The 22,139-nt window shown below is 40.5% G+C and carries 15 protein-coding genes; 12 read left to right on the plus strand and 3 right to left on the minus strand.

All coding sequences use genetic code 11. The annotated features are described in order from the left end of the window. Nucleotides 1-42: 42 nt before the first annotated feature. From IW510_RS08895 to IW510_RS08905, 3 genes are all read left to right on the plus strand, one after another. Nucleotides 43-435: a DUF1398 domain-containing protein gene (locus IW510_RS08895; RefSeq protein ID WP_202058736.1), complete on the plus strand. Its 393-nt coding sequence runs from the start codon at nt 43-45 to the stop codon at nt 433-435. Nucleotides 436-594: 159 nt separating this feature from the next. Next, entirely contained in the window at nt 595-1,878 is a 1,284-nt protein-coding gene (tig, locus tag IW510_RS08900) for a trigger factor (protein ID WP_202058738.1), read from the plus strand. A gap of 391 nt (nt 1,879-2,269) precedes the next feature. After that, entirely contained in the window at nt 2,270-3,604 is a 1,335-nt protein-coding gene (locus IW510_RS08905) for a hypothetical protein (protein ID WP_202058740.1), read from the plus strand. Between the two features lie 56 nt (nt 3,605-3,660). Here the strand turns inward: IW510_RS08905 and IW510_RS08910 are convergent, their stop codons facing one another. From IW510_RS08910 to IW510_RS08920, 3 genes are read right to left on the minus strand one after another with little or no spacing between them, the layout of a single operon-like run. Continuing rightward, nucleotides 3,661-5,580 (minus strand): PTS fructose transporter subunit IIABC, encoded by a 1,920-nt coding sequence (locus tag IW510_RS08910; RefSeq protein WP_202058742.1) that lies wholly within the window; start codon nt 5,578-5,580, stop codon nt 3,661-3,663. A 12-nt stretch (nt 5,581-5,592) separates the two neighbouring features. Next, entirely contained in the window at nt 5,593-6,504 is a 912-nt protein-coding gene (gene pfkB, locus IW510_RS08915) for a 1-phosphofructokinase (RefSeq protein WP_202058744.1), read from the minus strand. Next, nucleotides 6,501-7,253 (minus strand): DeoR/GlpR family DNA-binding transcription regulator, encoded by a 753-nt coding sequence (locus tag IW510_RS08920; protein ID WP_330932644.1) that lies wholly within the window; start codon nt 7,251-7,253, stop codon nt 6,501-6,503. Before IW510_RS08920 ends, pfkB begins: the two co-directional genes overlap by 4 nt. A 363-nt stretch (nt 7,254-7,616) precedes the next feature. On the opposite strand from IW510_RS08920, the gene IW510_RS08925 reads away from it, so the two are divergent. The 9 genes from IW510_RS08925 (at nt 7,617) to IW510_RS08965 (ending at nt 20,612) form a co-directional block, all read left to right on the plus strand. After that, nucleotides 7,617-8,897 carry an EpaQ family protein gene (locus IW510_RS08925; protein ID WP_202058748.1) on the plus strand — a complete coding sequence of 427 codons (1,281 nt, stop codon included), beginning with the start codon at nt 7,617-7,619 and terminating at the stop codon, nt 8,895-8,897. A 238-nt stretch (nt 8,898-9,135) separates the two neighbouring features. Beyond that, the gene (gene pcrA, locus IW510_RS08930) at nt 9,136-11,379 is read left to right on the plus strand and encodes a DNA helicase PcrA (protein ID WP_202058750.1); all 2,244 of its coding nucleotides are present in this window, start codon (nt 9,136-9,138) and stop codon (nt 11,377-11,379) included. Nucleotides 11,380-11,400: 21 nt separating this feature from the next. Next, complete coding sequence (ligA, locus tag IW510_RS08935; protein ID WP_202058751.1) at nt 11,401-13,431, plus strand: NAD-dependent DNA ligase LigA; 2,031 nt, start codon at nt 11,401-11,403, stop codon at nt 13,429-13,431. Between the two features lie 219 nt (nt 13,432-13,650). Further along, nucleotides 13,651-13,956: an Asp-tRNA(Asn)/Glu-tRNA(Gln) amidotransferase subunit GatC gene (gene gatC / locus IW510_RS08940; protein ID WP_202058753.1), complete on the plus strand. Its 306-nt coding sequence runs from the start codon at nt 13,651-13,653 to the stop codon at nt 13,954-13,956. Continuing rightward, nucleotides 13,956-15,425: an Asp-tRNA(Asn)/Glu-tRNA(Gln) amidotransferase subunit GatA gene (gene gatA / locus IW510_RS08945; protein WP_202058755.1), complete on the plus strand. Its 1,470-nt coding sequence runs from the start codon at nt 13,956-13,958 to the stop codon at nt 15,423-15,425. Before gatC ends, gatA begins: the two co-directional genes overlap by 1 nt. Then, entirely contained in the window at nt 15,425-16,855 is a 1,431-nt protein-coding gene (gene gatB, locus IW510_RS08950; RefSeq protein WP_202058757.1) for an Asp-tRNA(Asn)/Glu-tRNA(Gln) amidotransferase subunit GatB, read from the plus strand. Before gatA ends, gatB begins: the two co-directional genes overlap by 1 nt. 18 nt (nt 16,856-16,873) lie before the next feature. Further along, complete coding sequence (locus IW510_RS08955; protein WP_202058759.1) at nt 16,874-17,944, plus strand: diacylglycerol kinase; 1,071 nt, start codon at nt 16,874-16,876, stop codon at nt 17,942-17,944. 320 nt (nt 17,945-18,264) lie between these two features. Beyond that, nucleotides 18,265-19,896, plus strand: a complete 1,632-nt coding sequence (locus tag IW510_RS08960; RefSeq protein WP_236674680.1) for an ATP-binding protein — start codon at nt 18,265-18,267, stop codon at nt 19,894-19,896. Next, nucleotides 19,893-20,612 carry a response regulator gene (locus IW510_RS08965; protein WP_202058761.1) on the plus strand — a complete coding sequence of 240 codons (720 nt, stop codon included), beginning with the start codon at nt 19,893-19,895 and terminating at the stop codon, nt 20,610-20,612. Before IW510_RS08960 ends, IW510_RS08965 begins: the two co-directional genes overlap by 4 nt. The last annotated feature ends 1,527 nt before the right edge of the window (nt 20,613-22,139 follow it).

A 22,139-nucleotide genomic window follows, 5' to 3' on the forward strand; every position in this document is an offset into this window, starting at 1 on the left:
TTTAAATAGTGGTAAATAATGAAATGGATGGAGTGAGGCAGCATGGTCTTAGATTACAATAAAATCGAGAAGGCAATTGCGGAAGAAAAGGATGCGGGAGGCTTTGCAGAGCTTATAAAAAAATTTAAGCTATTGGGAATTAAGCGATATGACTACTTTGTTGCGCAGGGAAGCTATCGTTATTATGATGAGGGCTCATTCGTGGATAGTCAGATGAACGGCAAACCCCAGCAAGTAGAAAAGACAGCAAAGGCTGATGGGATAAAGGCAGCTGTAAGGCAGGCTCAGGCAGGAAAGATAGACTTTGAGGAATTTTGTAAGCTGGCCGGAGAAGCAGGAATCAGCTATTGGGTCACAGATTTGCAGGGCATGACCGTTTCTTATTATAATCAACAGGATTCTGCAATTTTAGTCGAGCCGATTCCTTCTATTTGAAGAAGTGAAGATTGAAAAATTATTGATTTAAAAAAAAATTCTTTTTCTACTAGCGGATATCGCCTAAAATATTTACATTTTCCCAGTGATGGTGTACTATTTAAAGGTATGCATAGCAAAACTATAATGTATAAATAAAAGTTATTCGGAGGGAATTTAATGTCTGCGAAATGGGAGAAAAAAGGCACAAACGATGGTGTGCTGACTTTTTCAATCGATAGTGAAACAATCGAAAAAGGAATGAAACAAGCGTTTAACAAAGTGAAAAAGAGCCTGAATGTTCCAGGGTTCCGTAAAGGGAAAGTATCTCGTCAAGTGTTTAACCGTATGTATGGAGAAGAAGCATTGTACGAAGATGCATTGAATGCTGTTTTACCTGAATCATATGAAGCTGCTGTAAAAGAAGCAGGAATCGATCCGGTTTCTCAACCAAAAATCGATGTAGAAAGCATGAACAAAGGGGAAGACTGGGTAATTACTGCTGAAGTAACAGTTAAACCTGAAGTGAAGCTTGGCGAATATAAAAATCTGACTGTTGAAAAACAGGACCGCGAAGTAACTGATGCTGACGTTGAAGAGCGTTTGGCTAGTGAACAAGCATCTCAAGCTGAATTGGTTATCAAAGAAGACGAAGCTGCTGCAAGCGGCGACACAGTTGTTATCGACTTTGAAGGCTTCAAAGATGGCGAAGCTTTTGATGGCGGTAAAGGAGAAAACTATTCTCTTGAATTAGGTTCTAACTCTTTCATCCCAGGATTTGAAGATCAATTGATTGGCAAAAAAGCGGGTGAAGATGCAGAAGTAACAGTTACTTTCCCGGAAGATTACCAAGCAGAAGATTTAGCTGGTAAAGAAGCTGTTTTCCAAGTGAAAATCCATGAAGTAAAAGCAAAAGAGCTTCCTGAATTGGATGACGAATTTGCAAAAGACATCGACGATTCTGTTGAATCTTTAGATGAATTAAAAGAGAAATATCGTAAAGAACTGACTGAATCTAAAGAAGCTGCTGCTGAAGAAGCAAAAGATGAAGCAGCAATCCGTCTTGCTGTGGATAACGCTGAAATCGTTGAACTTCCGCATGTAATGGTTCATGATGAAGTACACCGTTCTATGGATGAGTTCCTGAACAATATGCAACGTCAGGGAATCGCTCCTGAAATGTACTACCAATTAACAGGTACTACTGAAGCAGACCTTCACAAACAATTTGAAGGTGAAGCAGAAACTCGTACGAAAACAAATCTTGTGATTGAAGCAATCGCTGAACAAGAAAACATCGAAGTAACTGCTGAAGATATTGATGCAGAAATCAAAGATTTAGCAGAACAATACAACATGCCTGAGGATCAAGTACGTCGTGTTCTGACTGAAGATATGTTGAAGCATGATATTCGTATGAAGAAAGCTGTAGAAGTTGTTACAGAAACTGCAGTTGAAAAATAAGAACTGAAAACAATTTATGGAACAGAAGTATCCAGCTAGTGATGAAGACAAGCTTCGGGAATCGTTTTGAGCGATTCCTATTGCTTGTTCTCATCTCAAATGGGGCTTCTGTTTCGTTATTTTCTGAGACGAGAGGGCCGGCTTAGAGTCGGTAAGTAACTTCAAACAGAAGATGTGTATCTTATCAATCGGTTCTGCTTTGTTTATTTTTCGGTTCAATCTGCAAAAATGGCGTAAATACCATTCATATGCTATAGTTTGAAAATGAAGCCTTTTATTAGCAGATACTGGGACTAAAGGATTTATGTAGATGACAAAAGGAATGACTGTAATTATCCTTTATTTGGAGTAATAAAGGAATGTTTAGGAAATTGAGGTGAACAAGCCGAGTATGAAAAAAACTGGGAAAATTTATATGATGTCGCAATTGAACAGTTCTTTGATGGAAGAATCCATTGAACTGCTAAAGGACTGGTTGAGTTTCGTAAGGATTATTACTGAACCAAAATACTATAAGATAGATGATGGGGAGACATTACCCTTTGATAGTTTAGCAGCAAAGTCCGCTATTGAGGATTTAACGGATAAAGATACGCTTTGGATGAAAATCTACGCTTCCGAGGGAGAATTCCAAGTACATATTTCCAGTCGATCGATTGTTGAGCGGAATATCATTGATAGCAGTGTTTTCTTTAAGTACCAAAAAATGATTGAGAATTACAATGATTTACGAATGGAAGCAAGCGGAATCTACGGATATATTCGTTCATTGGATGAGTATTTGTACAATAACGTTGAAAAGATGGATAAGCGGGATTTTGATACTGCTGAAGAACTGACGAAGCTGCCAAAGCGGTATAACAATAATCAGGAAATTATTGTAGATTGTAATCAGTTTTCGGGCTATGATATTTTTTTCCGAGGCTTGTGTCTGACCGCTTGCTGGAAAATGTATTATTCCAGCCTCTATTTTCAAATAATCCCACGACAGATATTCCTTGAAGTTCAGCAGGTACAAACAATTGAAGAGTTAAAAAATGACATGGTCAAGGTTTCCCTCTTTCTTGATCCGCTGAATTGGCAGGCAGAAGCAAATCAACATTTTCAACAGTTTTTCAGAGCACAAATGGGCTTTGACCAGCTGGCTTGGAATAATGGCGTCGGAATTTTGCGGCCGCCTCTTATTGAGTTTGCTTTTATCGAAGAAATGGTTCAAACTGTTCAGTATCAAAATGATCGATTTCAGCCGGTAGAGAAGAAGAAAGCCACCTATTTTGTTACTAGGAGCAGTGACTACATTCGCCAGGAGTATTCTGAAAATAGAACGAAGGGTGTTCTAAATGTTCAAGCCTATTTTCCGTGGATTGACCATCAAGGGAAAAAGATGATGAACTATCGAGTGATTAACCCACAACTGGCTATCGATGCGGGGTTGGCTGCCTATGAATTTTATATTCGTCAGTATCTGGAGATTCATGTTGCTGACGAGAAATACGACACCTATTTGGCTGTTTTACGATTCTATTTACCGAAGGCATCGTTAGCTCAAGTACCATTGGATGAGCTGCAGGAAAAGCTGTGGGATGTCAATATCAGTAATTTGGTCATACAGGATTCAGCTACCTATTTTGATTTAAGAAAAGACAGCAGCCATTTGAGGGTTGCGTTTGTGAATGCAGATCATCTGGAAATAAAAGATTTAGAGAAAATCGATGAAATGGAATAAAATAGAAAACGACTATCAATCATCTGATAAAAGAGATGACTGATAGCCGTTTTTTATTATGCTGTTTCGGTAACAGGTTTTTTAAGCATGCCGACGATAAATGCAGAGACGACTGCTCCGGCGAAAATGAATAGCAAGTACATTAATGGGTTGCTTAGAAGTAAGGCAACGAACACCCCGCCATGAGGAGCCAATAAACGGATACCCATACCGCCGACTAATCCACCGGCTAAGGCAGAGCCTACAACAAAGCCTGGAATAACACGTAGTGGATCGGCAGCAGCGAATGGAATTGCCCCTTCGGTAACGAAGGAAAGTCCCATAACTAAGTTCGTCAGTCCTGCGTCCTTTTGATCCTGCGTAAATTTATTCTTGAAAATTAGTGTTGCAATGAAGATTGCTAATGGCGGCACCATTCCACCAGCCATTACAGAGGCCATAATCACACTTCCGCCTTCAGCAAGTGATGTAGCGATAGAAGCTGTACCGAATACATAGGCGGCTTTATTGATTGGACCACCTAAGTCAATAGCCATCATCCCGCCAAGAAGGGCACCAAGTAAAGCAGCATTTGTACCATCTAAACCAAGAAGGAAATTGTTCAGACCATCATTAATAAATTTCATAGGAACGTTGATGAGCAGCATCGCACCACCTGTAATCAACAGGCCAAATACAGGATAGAATAGAATCGTTTTAATCCCATCCAGTGACTTAGGTAGACCGCTGAACAGCCATTTCAGAACAATAATGACAAAGCCGGCAAGGAACCCGCCAATCAATGCGCCAAGGAATCCGGCTCCACCGGTATTCGCTAATGCCCCTGCTGCGAAACCAACAATTAAACCAGGACGGTCTGCGATACTGGAAGCGATAAATCCGGCTAAGACAGGAAGCATGAAGCCAAATGCAGCACCACCGATTTGGTTGAACCAGCTAGCCATTTCATTGTAGTTACCTAGATTGGCTAATTGGCTGTCAGGGACACCCATGAATTGGTCAATCATAAAGGACAAGGCAATCGCAATTCCTCCGCCAATAACAAATGGAAGCATATGAGAAACACCGTTCATTAAATCTTTGTAGATTCGTGAACCAATAGATCCTCCGGCAGAACTGTCCTCGGATGAGGATGCTTCGCTACCGCTGCCGTGAAAAACAGGTGCTTTTCCGCTTAGGGCCATTTCAATCAGCTCAGCTGGTTTACGAATGCCATCGCTGACTGGGCGATTGACTAATTCTTTTCCATCGAAACGGTTCATTTCTACTTTTTTATCAGCAGCCACAATGACACCGGCTGCTTTTGCAATATCTTCAGGCGTTAACCGATTTTTGATTCCTTCAGAGCCATTTGTCTCTACTTTGATGGCGACACCCATTTCTTTCGCCGTCTTTTTCAAGGCATCTTCGGCCATATAGGTATGGGCAATCCCTGTCGGACAGGCAGTAACTGCTACGATAAATCTTTCGTTAGACGTATCATTTTGAGCAGCCTGCTCTTGTTGTTCTTCCTGCTTTTTAAGCTGCTCTGCTTTGTCAAATAATTCCTGAACCTCTTCTGGGGAGCTTGCTTGTTTCAGCTGTGCAACAAAATCAGGGTTGACCAACAGACGGGAAAGGGCTGCTAAGGCTTGTAAGTGTGTGTCGTTTGCGCCCTCAGGAGCAGCAATCATAAAGAATAGGAATGTTGGTTGTCCATCCAACGCATCGTAATCAACACCGTGGCTGCTTTTGGCGAAAAGAACAGTTGCTTCCTTTACTGCACTATTTTTTGCATGAGGCATGGCAATGCCATCGCCCAAGCCGGTGGAGGTCTGTGCTTCTCGGTCTAAGATCCCCTGTCTGTAAACCTCTTTGTCAGTGATTCGTCCGCCTGCATACATTTTATCAACCATTTCATCGATGACTGCTTGCTTTGTTGTAGCATGCAAATCCATAATCATTACATCTTTAATAAGCAAATCTTTGATATTCATACTAACTCCTCCTTATAGTTGTGTGATACTTACTTCGTCTAACAACTCGTGAATAAATTCAGCAGTTGCCAAATCATCTGAAAATGCTGTGGCACTGCCGCAGGCAACGCTCCATCTAAAGGCCTCGATTGGATCACTTGTTTCAACATACTTTCCGACAAACCCGGCAATCATCGAATCTCCTGCACCTACTGAGTTCTTTAGTGGACGCTTCAACACATTGGAGCGGAACACTCCTTCTTGGGTGAAGAGTAAGGCACCATCTCCAGCCATTGATACGATGGCGTATTTTGCTCCTTCCTGCAACAAAGCCTTTCCGTAAGGAAGAATGTCTTCTACCGTGTGAAACTCTGTCTGATACAATTCTGCCAGTTCATGATTATTTGGCTTGATTAGTAAAGGTTGAGAATTTAATGACTGCTTTAAATCCTGACCGGTTGTATCGATAACAAATTCTGCGCCACAAGCTGTAATCAGTTGAATCAGTTCTGCATAAAAGCCTGTTGGTAAAGATGCAGGGGTACTTCCGGAGAGAATGACAATATCCTCTGCCGATAAGTGACTAAATTGTTCTTTCAGCTTTGCCATTTCTGCTTCCTCTATGTGAGGTCCGGCACCATTGATTTCTGTTTCATCTCCGGCTTTCAGCTTGATATTAATTCTGGTATCCGCTTTGATTGGGGTGAAATCTGTTGTGATTGATTCTGAGTGCAGCCAGTCGGTAATGAAGCTTCCGGTAAATCCGCCCATAAACCCTAAAGCTGTAGATTCAAGTCCGATTCTTTTTAAAATTCTGGAAACATTGATGCCTTTGCCTCCGGGCAATTTCAAATCAGAGCTCATTCTATTGATATCACCTATTTTAAGTGAATCGACATGAACGATATAATCAATCGATGGATTCAGTGTTACTGTGTAAATCATTTTGCAACCTCCTTGATAATCGTTTTTTGCTGCAGCTCCTTCAATAATTCTTTAGGACAATAATCAACGAGTAGAATGACGTGTTCCACATCGACTACTTTGGTGAAGGAAACTTTATTCAGCTTACTATGGTCTGCTAATACGAAGGCTTGCTCTGCGTGTTGGATAGCCAATCTTTTTAAGGCCGCTTCTTCGGGGTCCGGTGTAGTCAAACCAAAATCAGGATGAATACCGTTCATGCCCATAAAAACTTTGTTAAATCGAAATTGTTTTAATTGTTCCATACTTGTTGATCCGATGATGGCTTTAGTGGACAGCTTCAGTGTTCCACCGAGAATGATTGTGTTGATATTCAAATCAATCAGCTGTGCCGCGTGATGAACAGAGTTTGTGACAGCAGTAACATCTTTTCCGGTCAAGTAGGGGATCATTTCCAAGGTTGTCGTTCCGGCATCAAGATAAATGACATCACCATCATTCACTACTTCGGCAGCAGCTTTTCCTAATAATTGCTTTTCTTGAATGTTTTTGATTGATTTCTCGTTCATTGACTGTTCAGAACCGAGATCGGATTTTATTTTGGCGCCACCGTGTACACGTTCCAACATTCCGGCTTTCTCCAATTCCTGAAGGTCTCTTCGAATGGTTGATTCTGACGCGTTTAATAGGTCCGAAAGCTCTTGTGACTTTACAATTGATTCCTGATTTAATAAGTCCATTATTTTTTTATGACGTTCCTCTGTAAGCATTTCCATCCCTCTCTTCACTGGTATAGTACCATGGATGAAAACACAAATCAACCAAAAATATTCAAAAACATCCAAAAACGTTCATATTCATTTGTAAAAAGATATTTTTATTCTCTTTTTTTTATTCCAATACCGTTTTTGAGAATAATTTAATTTATTGTGTTAAAAACCGAATTTTCTATAGAATGTTGTGAAAGTATTTGTTAAGCTAAGAAAGGCAACATAAAACAAATGCTTGGCGATGTTTGGTTTAGGACACTCTATTTTAGAAATAGAGATGTCTATGCAATGAGATTTCTACATAAGAAGATAGCTGTGCAGTCACAAGTAGTTTGAATAAAAATATGGATAAGGATGTAAGAAATGAAGGATACTAGTATTGAGAAGTATATGGAGTGGTTGAAATTTATCTGTTTGTTTATTGGTTTTGTATGTTCCTATTTAACTTGGGTTGGTATAGATGGAGTCTCTAATGAGATGTTTATCTATTTCCCGAAAATTTTGCCGGCTACGATATTGGGAATGTTCGTTTTGGCTTTACCTAAAATGACTACTGTAGACAAGATTCTTTCGGCTATAGGACTTGTGCTTGTGGCAATCCCAGTCTATTTCTTTTCTGATAACCAAGCATACAGAAATTTTTATTGGCAAATACCGCTGGCTTTAACCTTTATATTTTTAGCTGGAAAGATTTCATATAACGAGACTTTTCGAACGATTCTTTTGTATTTTTCAGGCGGCTATGTTGCTGTTATGCTAGTCAAAATGTTGATGGTCACATTTGAAATTGGAAACATTGTTCTTTGGACGAATCAAAATCTGATTGCAGGTCCTACGTTTTTCGCTTCGATGCTGGTAGTTATCCTCATTGAGAAAATGGATGTGGACTATTCATTGATATTACAAGGTCTGGTGAGTTTAGCTGCAGTGACTGTGTTTTATCTATGTTTATCATGGACACCATTGATTTCGTATATTGCGTTTTTGGCTGTATGTCTATTCTTTAAGTTTATTCCAATTCTTCGTTCACTGGTCAAAAAGAAGATATTTTGGATGATTCTCTTTGCGGCGATGTTTATTATCATTCCAATCTTTCTCTATCTATTCGTGGTATTTGAAGGGTTTGGTATTCCTTTAAGTCGTCGAGAAATTTGGGAACAGTTCTTTGATTTTTGGGGAAGTGATACGACTTACCTATTGACAGGGCTGAGAGGCAGCTTTGTTTCTACCATCAAAAACTTTGGTACACATAACGCGTATCTGGATATTTTAGGTTGTTATGGAATCATCGGATATAGTCTCTTTTTCGGGGGAATATATTTCCTAACTTTCCGACATCGTCAAAAAAATTATTCTATGAATCAAGTGTTGTGTCTTACAGCTTTTCTTTTCACTTGCCTTCATGCAATGATGGAAAACTATCTGAATACAACACAATGGGTTCCAATGATTTTCATCTATCTGGCACTGTTTATCAGTCAGTCTGAGGAAGCGTCTGAGTTGGAGGAGCTTGAACTGGACGATGAAGTAGATGAAGACGAGGACGAGGAAGATGAGAATGAGGCAGAAGAATCAACCGCGTCAAACGAAGCAGCTGAGTTAGCGGAAACTGCCACAGAAGAAGAACAGCCTTCCGAAGTGTAAGAGTCATTAAGTGGAATAGTGAAGCAGCACAGTAGATAATCGATATCTGCTGTGCTTTTTTTCTCTTGGCAGAAATTTCTGAGGGGAAATCATGAAGTTCAATCAGCCAAATAAGCGTTCTATCAATTCCCACAAAAAAATGGTTCATATGGTTCATTATAGTAGCTGTTTTTAAAGAATTTCAGCTGGTTATTTGGTATAATGATAAAGATTGAAATTTTAAGGGAGGACGTTGTACATGGCTCCGAAACATACGTTGATTCAGGGAATGAACCCTAAACAGGCAGAAGCCGTTCTGCACACCGAAGGGCCGTTATTAGTAATGGCCGGTGCCGGCAGTGGGAAGACCCGAGTCTTGACCCACAGAATTGCTTATTTGATTGAAGAAAAGGACGTCAATCCATGGAATATTCTGGCAATTACATTTACAAATAAAGCGGCAAAGGAAATGAAGGAACGGGTTGCAAGACTACTTGAGCATGGTGGAGAGGATGTCTGGATATCTACCTTTCACTCCATGTGCGTGCGTATCTTACGCCGAAATGTTGACCAGATTGGCTATAATCAAAATTTTACGATTATTGATGCCTCTGAGCAGCGAACATTAATGAAACGAGTAATGAACGAGCTGAATATTGATCCAAAAAAATATGATCCGCGAACAATTTTAGGAACAATCAGTAATGCGAAAAATGCATTGCAGACACCGGAAAAAATGGCTGAGCTTCAGGGCAGTATCTATGAAGAGATTGCAGCGAAATGCTATGATCGTTACCAAAGAGAGTTAAGAAATAATCAATGTATGGATTTTGACGATTTAATCATGAATACCATTCGCTTGTTTGAAGAACAGCCGGATACATTGGCTTTTTACCAAAATAAATTTCATTACATTCATGTAGATGAGTATCAGGATACAAACCATGCGCAGTACATGCTTGTGAACATGCTGGCTGAACGCTTCAAAAATCTATGTGTCGTTGGTGATGCGGATCAAAGTATCTATGGCTGGCGTGGGGCGGATATGCAGAATATCCTTGATTTTGAGTCTGATTATCCAAAGGCTTCAGTCATTTTGCTGGAACAGAATTATCGCTCAACGAAGAAAATCCTGTCAGCTGCCAATGATGTCATTCAAAATAATCGTAATCGAAAGGCAAAGAGTCTTTGGACTGAAAACACAGACGGAGAGAAAATTGTCTATTATCGAGGGAACACGGAGCGTGATGAGACACAGTTCATTGTTCAGCAGATTCAAAAGGAAATGCAGGAAAATGAGCGAATCTATAGTGATTTTGCTGTCCTGTATCGAACCAATGCACAATCCCGTGTAATGGAGGAAATGCTGCTAAAATCCAATATCCCCTATACGATGGTTGGTGGACATAAGTTCTACGATCGTAAGGAGATTAAGGATGTTCTGGGCTATTTGAATATCATTTCTAATCCAATGGATTCACTTAGCTTTGATCGTGTTGTGAATTCACCAAAACGCGGGATTGGTAAAACATCCGTTGAAAAGCTGAGACAGTTTGCAGAAATGCATGGGTGGCCTCTTCTTGAAGCGGCACAGAATGTTGATTTAGCTAATATTTCCGGGAAAGCCGGGAAAGAGCTGGGAAGCTTCGGGCTAATGATTCAGGAGCTGACACAGATGGTTCCTTATTTAACAATTACTGAGTTAGTCAAAGAAGTACTGGATCGCAGCGGCTATAAAGAAGATTTGATTCGTCAAAACAATCTGGAATCTCAAACACGATTGGAAAACTTAGACGAGTTCCTGACAGTTACACAGGAGTTTGATAAGCGATATGCCAAGCAGGAAGAAGAAGATGCTGATGCGCCGGAAGAAAAACTGGCTGTCTTTCTAAATGATTTGGCGCTTGTTTCGGATATCGATGACTTAGAGGAAAGCACTTCTCAGGTAACACTGATGACCCTTCATGCTGCGAAGGGATTGGAATTTCCGGTTGTCTTCTTGATTGGACTGGAGGAAGGAATATTCCCATTATCTCGTGCCATGCTTGAGGAACAGGAGCTTGAAGAAGAACGGCGTTTAGCTTATGTGGGAATCACGCGGGCAGAAGAGGTTCTTTATATGACGAATGCGTATTCCAGGACACTATATGGGAAAACGCAATACAATCGTCCTAGTCGCTTTTTAAGTGAAATAGAAGAAGAGCTATTGGAGCCTCATGGGTTGGAGGCGCCGAGTCAACAGCGGCCAATTCGTACACAAGAGCCGAGAGTATTCAAGCCAGCTTATAATCAACCTGCACAGAAGGCAGTGTCTGATAAAACCGCCAGCGGAGGCGAAGCATTAGGTTGGAAAGCAGGCGATAAGGTGAAGCATAAAGCCTGGGGAATCGGTGTGATTGTAAAAGTAGGCGGCAGCGGAACAGATTTGGAATTGGATATTGCTTTTCCCGAGAAGGGAATCAAGCGTCTGTTAGCGGCATTTGCCCCAATTGAAAAGGTATAAGGATATAGGAGGTTTGTTAGAATGGAAGATCGACCACTGACATTAGGAGAGGCGACAGAAAGAGTAAAGCAGCTGAGAGTTGATTTGACCAAATACTCTCATGAGTATTACGTTGAGGATACGCCAACGGTAGAGGATTATGTCTATGATCGACTGTATCAGGAGTTAGTGGATATTGAAGCGGAATTTCCTGACTTGATTACTTCTGACTCCCCTACACAAAGAGTCGGCGGAAAGATTCTCGAAGGCTTTGAAAAAGTAACACATGATGTACAGATGTACAGTTTGAACGATGGCTTCAGCAAAGAAGATATTTACGATTTTGATGAGCGGGTTCAAAAGCTGGCTGGGCGACCAGTCAGCTACTGTTGTGAGTTGAAAATTGATGGATTGGCAATTTCTTTGAAGTATGAGAACGGTCTGTTTGTTCAAGGGGCAACCCGAGGAGACGGCACTGTTGGAGAGAATATTACAGAGAATCTTAAAACAGTGAAATCAATTCCTTTGAAGCTGGAAAAGCCAATGTCAATTGAAGTTCGCGGCGAGTGCTACATGCCTAAGAAATCATTTGTCAACCTGAATAAAGAACGAGAAGAAGCAGGGCAGGATATCTTTGCCAATCCGCGAAATGCGGCAGCTGGCAGTCTGCGTCAGCTAGACTCCAGCATTACAGCAAAACGTAATTTGAGTACCTTCCTCTATACAGTAGCAGATTTTGGTCCAATGCAGGCTCAGACACAGTTTGATGCGTTGGAAGAGTTGACTGAAATTGGTTTGAAAACCAATTCGGAAAGAACGTTATGTAAGGATATTGATGAGGTATGGGCCTATATTGAAGACTACCATGAAAAACGTGAGCAGCTGCCTTATGAAATTGATGGTATTGTCATTAAGGTCAACGATTTTGCAGTTCAGGATGAATTAGGATTTACAGTCAAAGCCCCACGTTGGGCAATTGCTTATAAGTTTCCACCGGAGGAAGCAGAGACAGTGATTGAGGACATAGAATGGACGATTGGCCGAACAGGTGTGGTGACACCGACCGCTGTGATGACTCCTGTACGAGTGGCGGGAACGACCGTTTCAAGAGCAAGTCTGCATAATGTAGATTTCATCGAGATGAAAGGAATTCGTTTGAAAGACCATGTCATCATTTATAAGGCGGGCGATATCATACCGGAGGTTTCTCAGGTATTGATTGATAAACGACCAGCCGACAGCGAGGAATTTCAAGCACCGACCCATTGTCCGGTATGTGACAGTGAGCTGGTTCATTTAGATGAAGAAGTGGCATTGCGTTGTATCAATCCGAAATGTCCGGCTCAAATCAAAGAAGGATTAAGTCATTTTGTTTCCAGAAATGCGATGAATATCGATGGCTTGGGACCGCGTGTACTTGAGCAGATGTTCGATAAGGAATTGGTTGCGGACGTTGCAGACCTTTACTTCTTGACGGAAGAACAGCTGATGACCTTGGATAAAATCAAGGAGAAGTCGGCTCATAATATTTATACAGCCATTGCAGCCAGTAAGGACAATTCGGTGGAACGTCTGATTTTCGGTTTAGGGATTCGCCATGTAGGTTCAAAGGCTGCCAAGGTTTTGGCAGAGCACTTTGGCGATTTGGGAACGATTGCTAAAGCAACGAAGGAAGACGTGGTTGCGCTGGATTCGATTGGTGAGATTATTGCAGACAGCTTAGTCACTTATTTTGAAAATGAAGAAGTTCATGAGCTGATGGCTGAGTTCGAAAAAGCCGGTGTAAATCTTTCCTATAAAGGGATTCGTTCCTCACAGTTGGAAGCAGTAGAGTCGCCATTTAAGGATAAGACGGTTGTATTGACCGGGAAGCTGGAAAAATATACCCGTGAAGAAGCTAAGGAAAGAATTGAAAATCTTGGCGGCAAAGTGACTGGCAGTGTATCGAAAAAGACGGATATTGTAGTTGCAGGAGCAGAAGCCGGCAGCAAGCTGACCAAGGCTGAAAGCTTAGGCGTAGCCGTTTGGACAGAAGATGAGATGATTGCTGCTATTGAAGAGAGTCATTTTTAGGTTGTAAAGTAAATCAGAAGTTAACAGTCGGTTCCACTTTTCTTATTGCTTGGCTTCACGAGCAGGCTCATTCAGCTTTTATTATCAAAACATAGGGAAAATAGGAAATTTTCAACACTTTTTCTGTGATCTTTTTCAAACAGTCAATATTTTTATGATAGAATAGAAAAAACAGTCTTTCAGAAGACTTTCGTATTTTTAGAGGAAAGAAGGGTATTTATGGCAATCAGTGAAGAGCAAGTAAAACATGTAGCAAAGCTAGCAAAACTGTCATTTTCTTCAGAGGAGCTAACAGGGTTTACCGATCAGCTTGGTAAAATCATCGATATGGTTGAGCTTCTTGAAGAGGTAGATACAGAAGGCGTTCCATTTACATCCAATGTAGTTGAAACGATCAATGTGATGCGAGAAGATAACGCAGAACCGGGAATGAATAGAGACGAGTTAATGAAAAATGTACCGGAAGCACAGGATGGCTATATCAAAGTACCGGCAATCATTGACAATGGGGAGGCTGGTGCATAATGGAAAAGCTATACGATAAATCATTGACAGAACTGCATGATTTACTGGTATCTAAGGAAATTACAGCAGTTGATTTAACAACGACAACACTTAACCGCATCAAAGAAACAGAAAAAGATGTGGATGCATTTATTACGATTAATGAAGAAAAAGCATTGGAATTGGCAAAAGCAATTGATACAAAAGGAATCACTGAATCAAATCCTTTAGCAGGTATCCCAATCGGAATCAAAGACAATATTGTCACAAAAGATATCCTGACAACAGCTGCTTCAAAAATTTTGAATAACTTTAACCCAATCTATGATGCAACCGTTATGGATAAGGTGTATCAATCTGATTTAATTCCTGTTGGAAAACTGAACATGGATGAGTTTGCGATGGGTGGTAGTACAGAAAACTCTTCTTTTAAGAAAACGAAAAATGCTTGGGATCATACTAAAGTACCCGGCGGCTCTTCCGGTGGTTCTGCTGCTGCAGTTGCTGCGGGTCAAATCCCAGTTTCTTTAGGAAGTGACACTGGGGGAAGTATTCGTCAGCCGGCATCCTTCAATGGGATTGTTGGGATGAAACCAACCTATGGCCGTGTATCCCGTTATGGCTTGATTGCCTTTTCTTCAAGTCTGGATCAAATCGGACCATTGACAAGAAATGTAAAAGACAATGCATTGGCATTGAACGCAATCAGCGGTTTTGATCCTAAAGATGGTACATCTGCAGGCGTTTCAGTTCCTGACTTTACTGAAGGTCTGACAGGCGACATCAAAGGGATGAAGATTGCATTACCTAAAGAATATCTTGGTGAAGGGGTTGCTCCGGATGTTCGTGAGGCAATCTTAAAAGCGGTTGAAACCTTCAAAAACTTAGGTGCAACAATTGAAGAAGTCAGCTTGCCGCATTCTAAATACGGCGTTGCTGTGTACTATATCATTGCGTCCTCAGAAGCAAGCTCGAACCTGCAGCGCTTTGATGGTATTCGCTACGGCTACCGTTCAGAAGATGTTCAAAATCTGGAAGATGTTTACGTAAATTCCCGTACAGAAGGTTTTGGTATGGAAGTAAAACGCCGCATCATGCTCGGGACATTCTCATTAAGTGCCGGTTATTATGATGCCCACTTCAAAAAAGCGGGACAGGTTCGTACACTAATCATGCGCGACTTTGAAAAAGTTTTCGCCGACTATGATTTGATTATTGGACCATCAGCACCAACTGTTGCTTACGGCATTGGTGAAAACATTAATGATCCAATCACAATGTACATGAATGATATTTTGACAATTCCAGTAAACTTAGCTGGTCTACCGGGTATGTCAATTCCAGCTGGATTTTCAGAAGGCTTACCAGTAGGTCTGCAAATTATTGGAAAACCATTTGCTGAACAAACCATGTATAAAGCAGCGTATGCCTTCGAACAGGCAACTGATTTCCATACAAAAAAACCAGTGATTTTAGGGGGAAATGATTAATGAATTTTGAAACAGTCATCGGCCTGGAAGTCCATGTAGAATTAAAAACCAACTCTAAAATCTTTTCACCTGCGCCTGCCCATTTCGGTGCAGAGCCTAACAGCAACACACAGGTGATTGATTGGGGTTACCCAGGTGTACTTCCTGTTATGAATAAAACTGCGCTGGAGTTTGGTATGAAAGCCGCTTTAGCATTGAATTGTCAAATTTCTAAAGAAACACATTTTGACCGTAAAAACTATTTTTATCCGGATAATCCGAAAGCCTACCAAATTTCTCAGTTCGATCAACCAATCGGGCACGACGGTTGGATTGAAATTGAAGTAGAAGGCGAAAAGAAAACGATTCGTATTGAACGCGTCCATTTAGAAGAAGATGCCGGAAAAAATATTCACGGTACAGATGGTTATTCTTATGTCGATTTAAACCGTCAGGGAACACCTTTGATTGAGATTGTTTCTGAAGCGGACATGCGTTCTCCGGAAGAAGCTTATGCTTATCTTGAGGCTTTACGTTCAATCATTCTATTTACAGAGGTTTCTGATGTGAAAATGGAAGAGGGCTCTATGCGCTGTGATGCCAATATTTCTTTACGTCCTTATGGTCAAGAAGAGTTTGGTACAAAGGCTGAGCTGAAAAACCTGAACTCCATGAGCTTTGTTAAAAAAGGTCTGGCTTTTGAAGAAAAACGTCAGGCAAAAGTATTGTTATCTGGTGGAGAAATTCAACAGGAAACACGTCGTTTTGATGAAACAACGAATAAAACATTATTGATGCGTGTGAAGGAAGGCTCAAGTGACTATCGTTACTTCCCAGAGCCGGACATTCCTCGCTTTGAGATTGATGATGCTTGGATTGAAAAGGTACGTGAAAGCTTGCCTGAATTACCAGCTTCACGTCGTGAACGCTATACGAAGGAACTGGGCTTGCCTGACTATGATGCAATGGTTCTGACACTAACAAAAGAAATGTCTGATTTCTTTGAAGCAACATTAGCAGCGGGCGCAGACAGCAAGCAAGCATCAAACTGGCTGATGGGTGAAGTCTCTGCTTATCTGAACAGTGAAAAACTGGAATTATTAGATACAAAACTGACACCTGAAAATCTTGCTGGAATGATTCAATTAATTGCAGATGGTACAATCAGCTCGAAAATCGCGAAAACTGTCTTCAAAGAGTTAATCGAAAATGGCGGAGACGCTAAAAAAGTGGTTGAAGCGAAAGGCTTGGTTCAGTTATCTGATCCGGCTCAACTGTTACCAATTATCAATGAAGTGCTGGACAACAATCAGCAATCAATTGATGACTTCAAAAATGGTAAGGACAGAGCAGTTGGCTTCTTAGTTGGTCAAATCATGAAAGCAACTAAAGGAAAAGCCAATCCTGGTATTGTGAATAAGTTGTTGCAGGAAGAGTTAGCAAAACGATAAGAAAGCGGCTGACAGGATATGAAAAAAGCAAGAGTTATTTATAATCCAACCTCCGGAAAAGAATTAGTCAAAAAAAATCTGGCGGATATTCTTAACGTTTTAGAGGAATCCGGCTATGAGGCAAGTACGTTTGCCACAACACCGGAGCAAGATTCCGCAAAGGATGAAGCACGAAGAGCTGCGCTGGCGGGTTTTGATTTAATTGTTGCTGCCGGGGGGGACGGGACAATTAATGAGGTCGTCAATGGTATCGCACCTTTGGAGGATCGGCCGCTAATGGCAGTGATTCCTGCGGGAACAACGAATGACTATGCACGGGCACTAAAGATTCCAAGAAACAATATTTTGGAAGCTGCCAAGGTCATCCAGAAGAATCAGACAGTAAGAATGGATATCGGGAAAGCTGCTGAGAATTATTTCATCAATATAGCTGCCGGCGGACATTTGACGGAGCTTACGTATGAGGTTCCATCGGAATTAAAGAGTATTTTCGGTTACCTTGCCTACTTGGTTAAGGGGGCAGAGATGCTTCCTCGCATTAAGCCAATCAAAGTAAGAATGACCTATGACGATGGAGTCTATGAAGGCAATGCGTCAATGTTCTTCCTTGGTCTCACCAATTCAGTAGGCGGTTTCGAGCAGATAGCTCCCGATGCAAAGCTGGATGATGGCAAGTTCTCACTGATTATTGTAAAGACAGCGAATGTCTTGGAGATTGTCCATTTAGTGGCATTAATGATGAACGGTGGAAAGCATGTAGAGGATAATCGTGTGATTTATACAAAAACGAATTATCTGCATGTAGAAACCTTGGATGAAAAGCACCGTATGCTTATCAATTTAGATGGTGAGTATGGCGGCGAAGCGCCAATGGTTTTCAAAAATTTACATCAGCACATCGAAATGTTCGCAAATATGGATGATATTCCTTCAGAAGCGGTGATTGGAGAACAGCCGGAGCTTGAAGAGGATGAAGAAACCTTCAAGGAAATTACAAAAGGCTTTGTCAAAGAGGTCGAAAAGCTGACGGATCAGGATATTGATGGTGATGGAAAAATTGCCGGAGAAGAGCCGAAAGAAAAAAATTAAGGTTATATGTAAAAGAATAGGGTCTCAAAATGTTCTGAATCAGTTATTGGTGATTCTTTTGAAGGAGTATGCATCTGCTTCTTCAAAAGGGTTGCCAAAGGCTGTTACTATTTTCAGATGCATAACCACCTGTTCTACACGATTGATTGTTTAGCGCTAAAGGTAGGACGATTTTCTATTTGAATATTGTCCTGCCTTTATTTACATACTAAGTGAAAAAATTGATCGTTTCTGTTTATGCTACAGAACGGTCAAAAGTTTGATGCAATGGCTATTTCTACGGAAGAACATGTAGAGGTGCTAATGAGGAAAGGAAAAATATGTTTTCAAAAATAAAAGGCTTCTTTAAACGGAGATCCTTCAATTTACAGACGACGATCATTTTTGTGGTATGCTGCTCAACATTGGTCTCACTAATTGTTTCAGCAATTTTGATAAGAAACTTCATCTTGAATAGAAATGATGAAACGACCAACGAAAAGATATCAAGTGTTGCCAAGATTGTCTCCACAAATGAAATCGTCAAGGAAGGGCTGCTGAATGGCGATTCGGAGCTGACTGTTCAATCCTTTGCTGCAGATGTTATGAAGGCGGCAAATCTTGATTTTGTAGTCGTGATGGATACGGACATGATTCGACTGTCACATGCAGCACCATCCTACATTGGTCAAAAATTTTCAGATGAAGAGGATGCAAAGAAGGTTCTTTCCGGTGAGGCCTTTTTCTCACGAAAAATCGGGGTACTTGGCAATGGCTATCGCTATTTTGTGCCGGTTGTGAATGACGGTGAAATTATTGGTGGCGTTTGTGTCGGTCTCACCTCTCAAAGTATGGGCATCTATGTTTCTGATGCGCAGAAAAAAATTCTGTTATCGTTATTACTCGGCTTAACCGTAGGCATTATCGGTGCTGTATTTCTAGCTCAGAAAATGAAAACGATTCTACTTGGGTTAGAACCGGAGGAAATTGCCGCACAGTTAAGTGAGAAGGAAATCATCGAAAATGAAGTAGAGGAAGGGCTGATTGCCATTTCTCCGACAAAGCAAATTATCTTACTAAACAGAGGAGCAAAGGAGTTGTTTGCGACCTCCAGTCTGGAAATGGATTCTCAGCTAGGGGAAGTGATTGACGAAAATCTTTATGAGGTATTGTTCAAAGCGACACTGGAAGAAAAAACAGAGATTCGTAATCAGTACATGTACTTGAATGGAATCGAAGTGATTGCCAGTGTTTCACCGATTTTCAGTGAAGAGCAGTTCTTTGGCGCGGTTGCAACCTTGAGAGACCAGTCAGAGATGATGAAGCTGTTGGAGGAACTGGGTGGAACTGAGCAATACATTAATTCGTTAAGGGCACAGACACATGAGTTTTTGAATAAGCTGCATGTCATTTCAGGGCTGATTGATTTGGAGAAGTTCGACGAAGTATCTGAATTTGTCCAACAGCTGAACCATCACTATACTGTTGAGGTTGGTTATATCACTAAGCTTATCAAGGTGCCGGCGATTGCAGGTTTCCTGCTTGGAAAGATCAATGAGGCGAAAGAACAGCAAGTAGAGATGATTTTAGCCGATGACTCCTATGTTCCTGAAATGCTAGTAGACGAGTCGGTACACGCCCTTCTGCAGATATTGGGAAATCTGCTGGATAACGCGAAGGAAGCTGTATTAAAAAAGGGAGAAGGTCAAGTTCGAATCCATCTGACTTTTGAAGAAGAGGGACAGCTCTTCATTTTGGAGGTTTGTGATGATGGTATCGGATTGTCGAAAGAAGCACACCAGCAATTATTTAATGTGGGCTTTTCGACAAAGGGAGAAAATCGTGGTTTTGGATTGAATATCGTGAAACGGATCATTGAAGAATACGATGGTGTGATTGAATTTTCCTCTAGGAAGACTGGAGGAACGGTTGTTTATCTGGAACTGCCTAATAAAGTGAGGAAAAAGAAGTGACCAAGATACTGATTATTGAAGACGATCCGATGGTAGCGGTCCTGAATCAAAGTTTTGTTGAACAATTGCCTGACATGATTGTCGTAAAGAATGTCCGTTCTGCGGATGAAGCCAAGAAGGTTTTGGCAGAAGAAACGATTGATTTGATTTTGTTGGATGTCTTTTTGCCGGGAGAAACAGGAATTGAGTTTCTGACTGAGCTGAGAATGGAGAAAAGTACGGCTGCAGTGATACTAATTACTGCTGCCGATGATGTAAAAACAGTAAAAGAAGCGATTCGATACGGTGCAATTGACTATTTAATTAAGCCATTTACGTTTGAACGATTCAAGCTGGCAATTGAAAAATATCGTAAGCTGACTTTTGCTACTGAAGAGGGCGACCGAACCAACCAACGGGCAATTGATCGCTACATGAACCATGGAGAGGCACAGGAGAAGTTGAGCCAAGCAGAGGATAAGGAATTGCCTAAGGGCTTATCAAAGCTGACCTTGAAAAAGGTCAGTGAAGGACTTCAAGCCTTAGAGGAGCCGTTCTCGACAAAAGATTTGGCAACGAAAATCAGCTTATCAAGAATTTCTACAAAAAAATATTTGCAGTTTTTAGTAGACAGTCAAGCGCTAAAGGAAACAATGATATACTTGGAAGTCGGACGACCATTGACGAAGTATGAAACACAAGCAGATTTTACCGAAAGAATTGAGGAATACCTATAATTGAAAATCTGTCGACCTCCGATAGTGCGGAAATTGAGGAGGATTGACAGACACGAAGAATCCTATCGTTATTGACTTATTGTATTCCTATCTCGTAAAATGGAGAATATAAGCAAGAAGAAACAGGAGACCGACAGAAAGAGCTCCTGAAACCCTTGGTATATAAGGGCTGAAATTAGGCGGGGTTTTAATCTAAACACAGTGTAATGTGAATTTGATCAATTTTGGTACAATCACGAAAGAAAAAACGTTTTAATCTAAACACAGTGTAATGTGAATTTGATCAATTTTGGTACAATCACGAAAGAAAAAACGTTTTAATCTAAACACAGTGTAATGTGAATTGGAAAATGGTGGACGAATCAACAGGAGAAATCCGTGGTTTTAATCTAAACACAGTGTAATGTGAATTCAATCAATACATTGGCAAAAATCTGTGTAGCACTCGTTTTAATCTAAACACAGTGTAATGTGAATTCCATTTATAAACCAGCAGCAATAAGCCTAGGTCAGGTTTTAATCTAAACACAGTGTAATGTGAATGTAGTAGTTACCGCTACCCTTTTGCGCTAATCCAAGTTTTAATCTAAACACAGTGTAATGTGAATATTTCTATGTCTTCAAATGTTTTTTGTTCAGTATCGTTTTAATCTAAACACAGTGTAATGTGAATTCTTCTTTCCATGAAGGAAAATTGAGAGTCACGCAAGTTTTAATCTAAACACAGTGTAATGTGAATTCACTTTTCCGGATTGCGTTACATACATTTCATCTAGTTTTAATCTAAACACAGTGTAATGTGAATAAATATGTGTTGCACTTGGTCTTTCGGTCATAGAGTTTTAATCTAAACACGGTGTAATGTGAATGTATATTACGCTTAAGTATACCTGTATACGGGTATAGTTTTAATCTAAACACGGTGTAATGTGAATACCAGTTCAGCCATGCTTTCAATAAAATCATATCCTGTTTTAATCTAAACACAGTGTAATGTGAATTAATATGACCAATAACCGTTCTCGTGATCGATAATCGGTTTAATCTAAACAGACTGTAATGTAAATCCCTTCGCCCCACGTATGATGTCGCTTTGCCATTGAGTTTTATCTAAACAGAATGTAATGTAAATTTGTTTATCATCACGACATCATCCACTAACCGAATTGTTTTAATCTAAACACAACGTAATGTAAATGACTGAAACTTATTCACATCAATCCAAATCTCATGTTTTAATCTAATCAGACTGTAATGTAAATTATTGATGTCGCTCTCAAGTTCAGAGAATAAACCCGGTTTTAATCTAAACAGACTGTAATGTAAATCGATAACGTTTAGTTTTAAACGTAAGTTCCACAGTAGTTTTAATCTAAACAGACTGTAATGTGAATGAATTTGAAGTATTTGAAGTAGCAACAGAAAAAGCGTTTTAATCTAAACAAAGTGTAATGTAAATCCGAATGATTTTGATAATGCTTCTTTGATTTTTCTGGTTTTAACCTAACCACGATGTAACCCACCCAC

The organism is Enterococcus sp. BWR-S5, assembly GCF_016745255.1.
Classification (GTDB): domain Bacteria; phylum Bacillota; class Bacilli; order Lactobacillales; family Enterococcaceae; genus Enterococcus_L.

Bases quoted from the DNA above. Each gene is read 5' to 3' on its own strand.
- IW510_RS08895 (WP_202058736.1), top strand. From the start codon at position 43: ATGGTCTTAGATTACAATAAAATCGAGAAGGCAATTGCGGAAGAAAAG.
- tig (WP_202058738.1), top strand. From the start codon at position 595: ATGTCTGCGAAATGGGAGAAAAAAGGCACAAACGATGGTGTGCTGACT.
- IW510_RS08905 (WP_202058740.1), top strand. From the start codon at position 2,270: ATGAAAAAAACTGGGAAAATTTATATGATGTCGCAATTGAACAGTTCT.
- IW510_RS08910 (WP_202058742.1), bottom strand. From the start codon at position 5,580: ATGAATATCAAAGATTTGCTTATTAAAGATGTAATGATTATGGATTTG.
- pfkB (WP_202058744.1), bottom strand. From the start codon at position 6,504: ATGATTTACACAGTAACACTGAATCCATCGATTGATTATATCGTTCAT.
- IW510_RS08920 (WP_330932644.1), bottom strand. From the start codon at position 7,253: ATGCTTACAGAGGAACGTCATAAAAAAATAATGGACTTATTAAATCAG.
- IW510_RS08925 (WP_202058748.1), top strand. From the start codon at position 7,617: ATGAAGGATACTAGTATTGAGAAGTATATGGAGTGGTTGAAATTTATC.
- pcrA (WP_202058750.1), top strand. From the start codon at position 9,136: ATGGCTCCGAAACATACGTTGATTCAGGGAATGAACCCTAAACAGGCA.
- ligA (WP_202058751.1), top strand. From the start codon at position 11,401: ATGGAAGATCGACCACTGACATTAGGAGAGGCGACAGAAAGAGTAAAG.
- gatC (WP_202058753.1), top strand. From the start codon at position 13,651: ATGGCAATCAGTGAAGAGCAAGTAAAACATGTAGCAAAGCTAGCAAAA.
- gatA (WP_202058755.1), top strand. From the start codon at position 13,956: ATGGAAAAGCTATACGATAAATCATTGACAGAACTGCATGATTTACTG.
- gatB (WP_202058757.1), top strand. From the start codon at position 15,425: ATGAATTTTGAAACAGTCATCGGCCTGGAAGTCCATGTAGAATTAAAA.
- IW510_RS08955 (WP_202058759.1), top strand. From the start codon at position 16,874: ATGAAAAAAGCAAGAGTTATTTATAATCCAACCTCCGGAAAAGAATTA.
- IW510_RS08960 (WP_236674680.1), top strand. From the start codon at position 18,265: ATGTTTTCAAAAATAAAAGGCTTCTTTAAACGGAGATCCTTCAATTTA.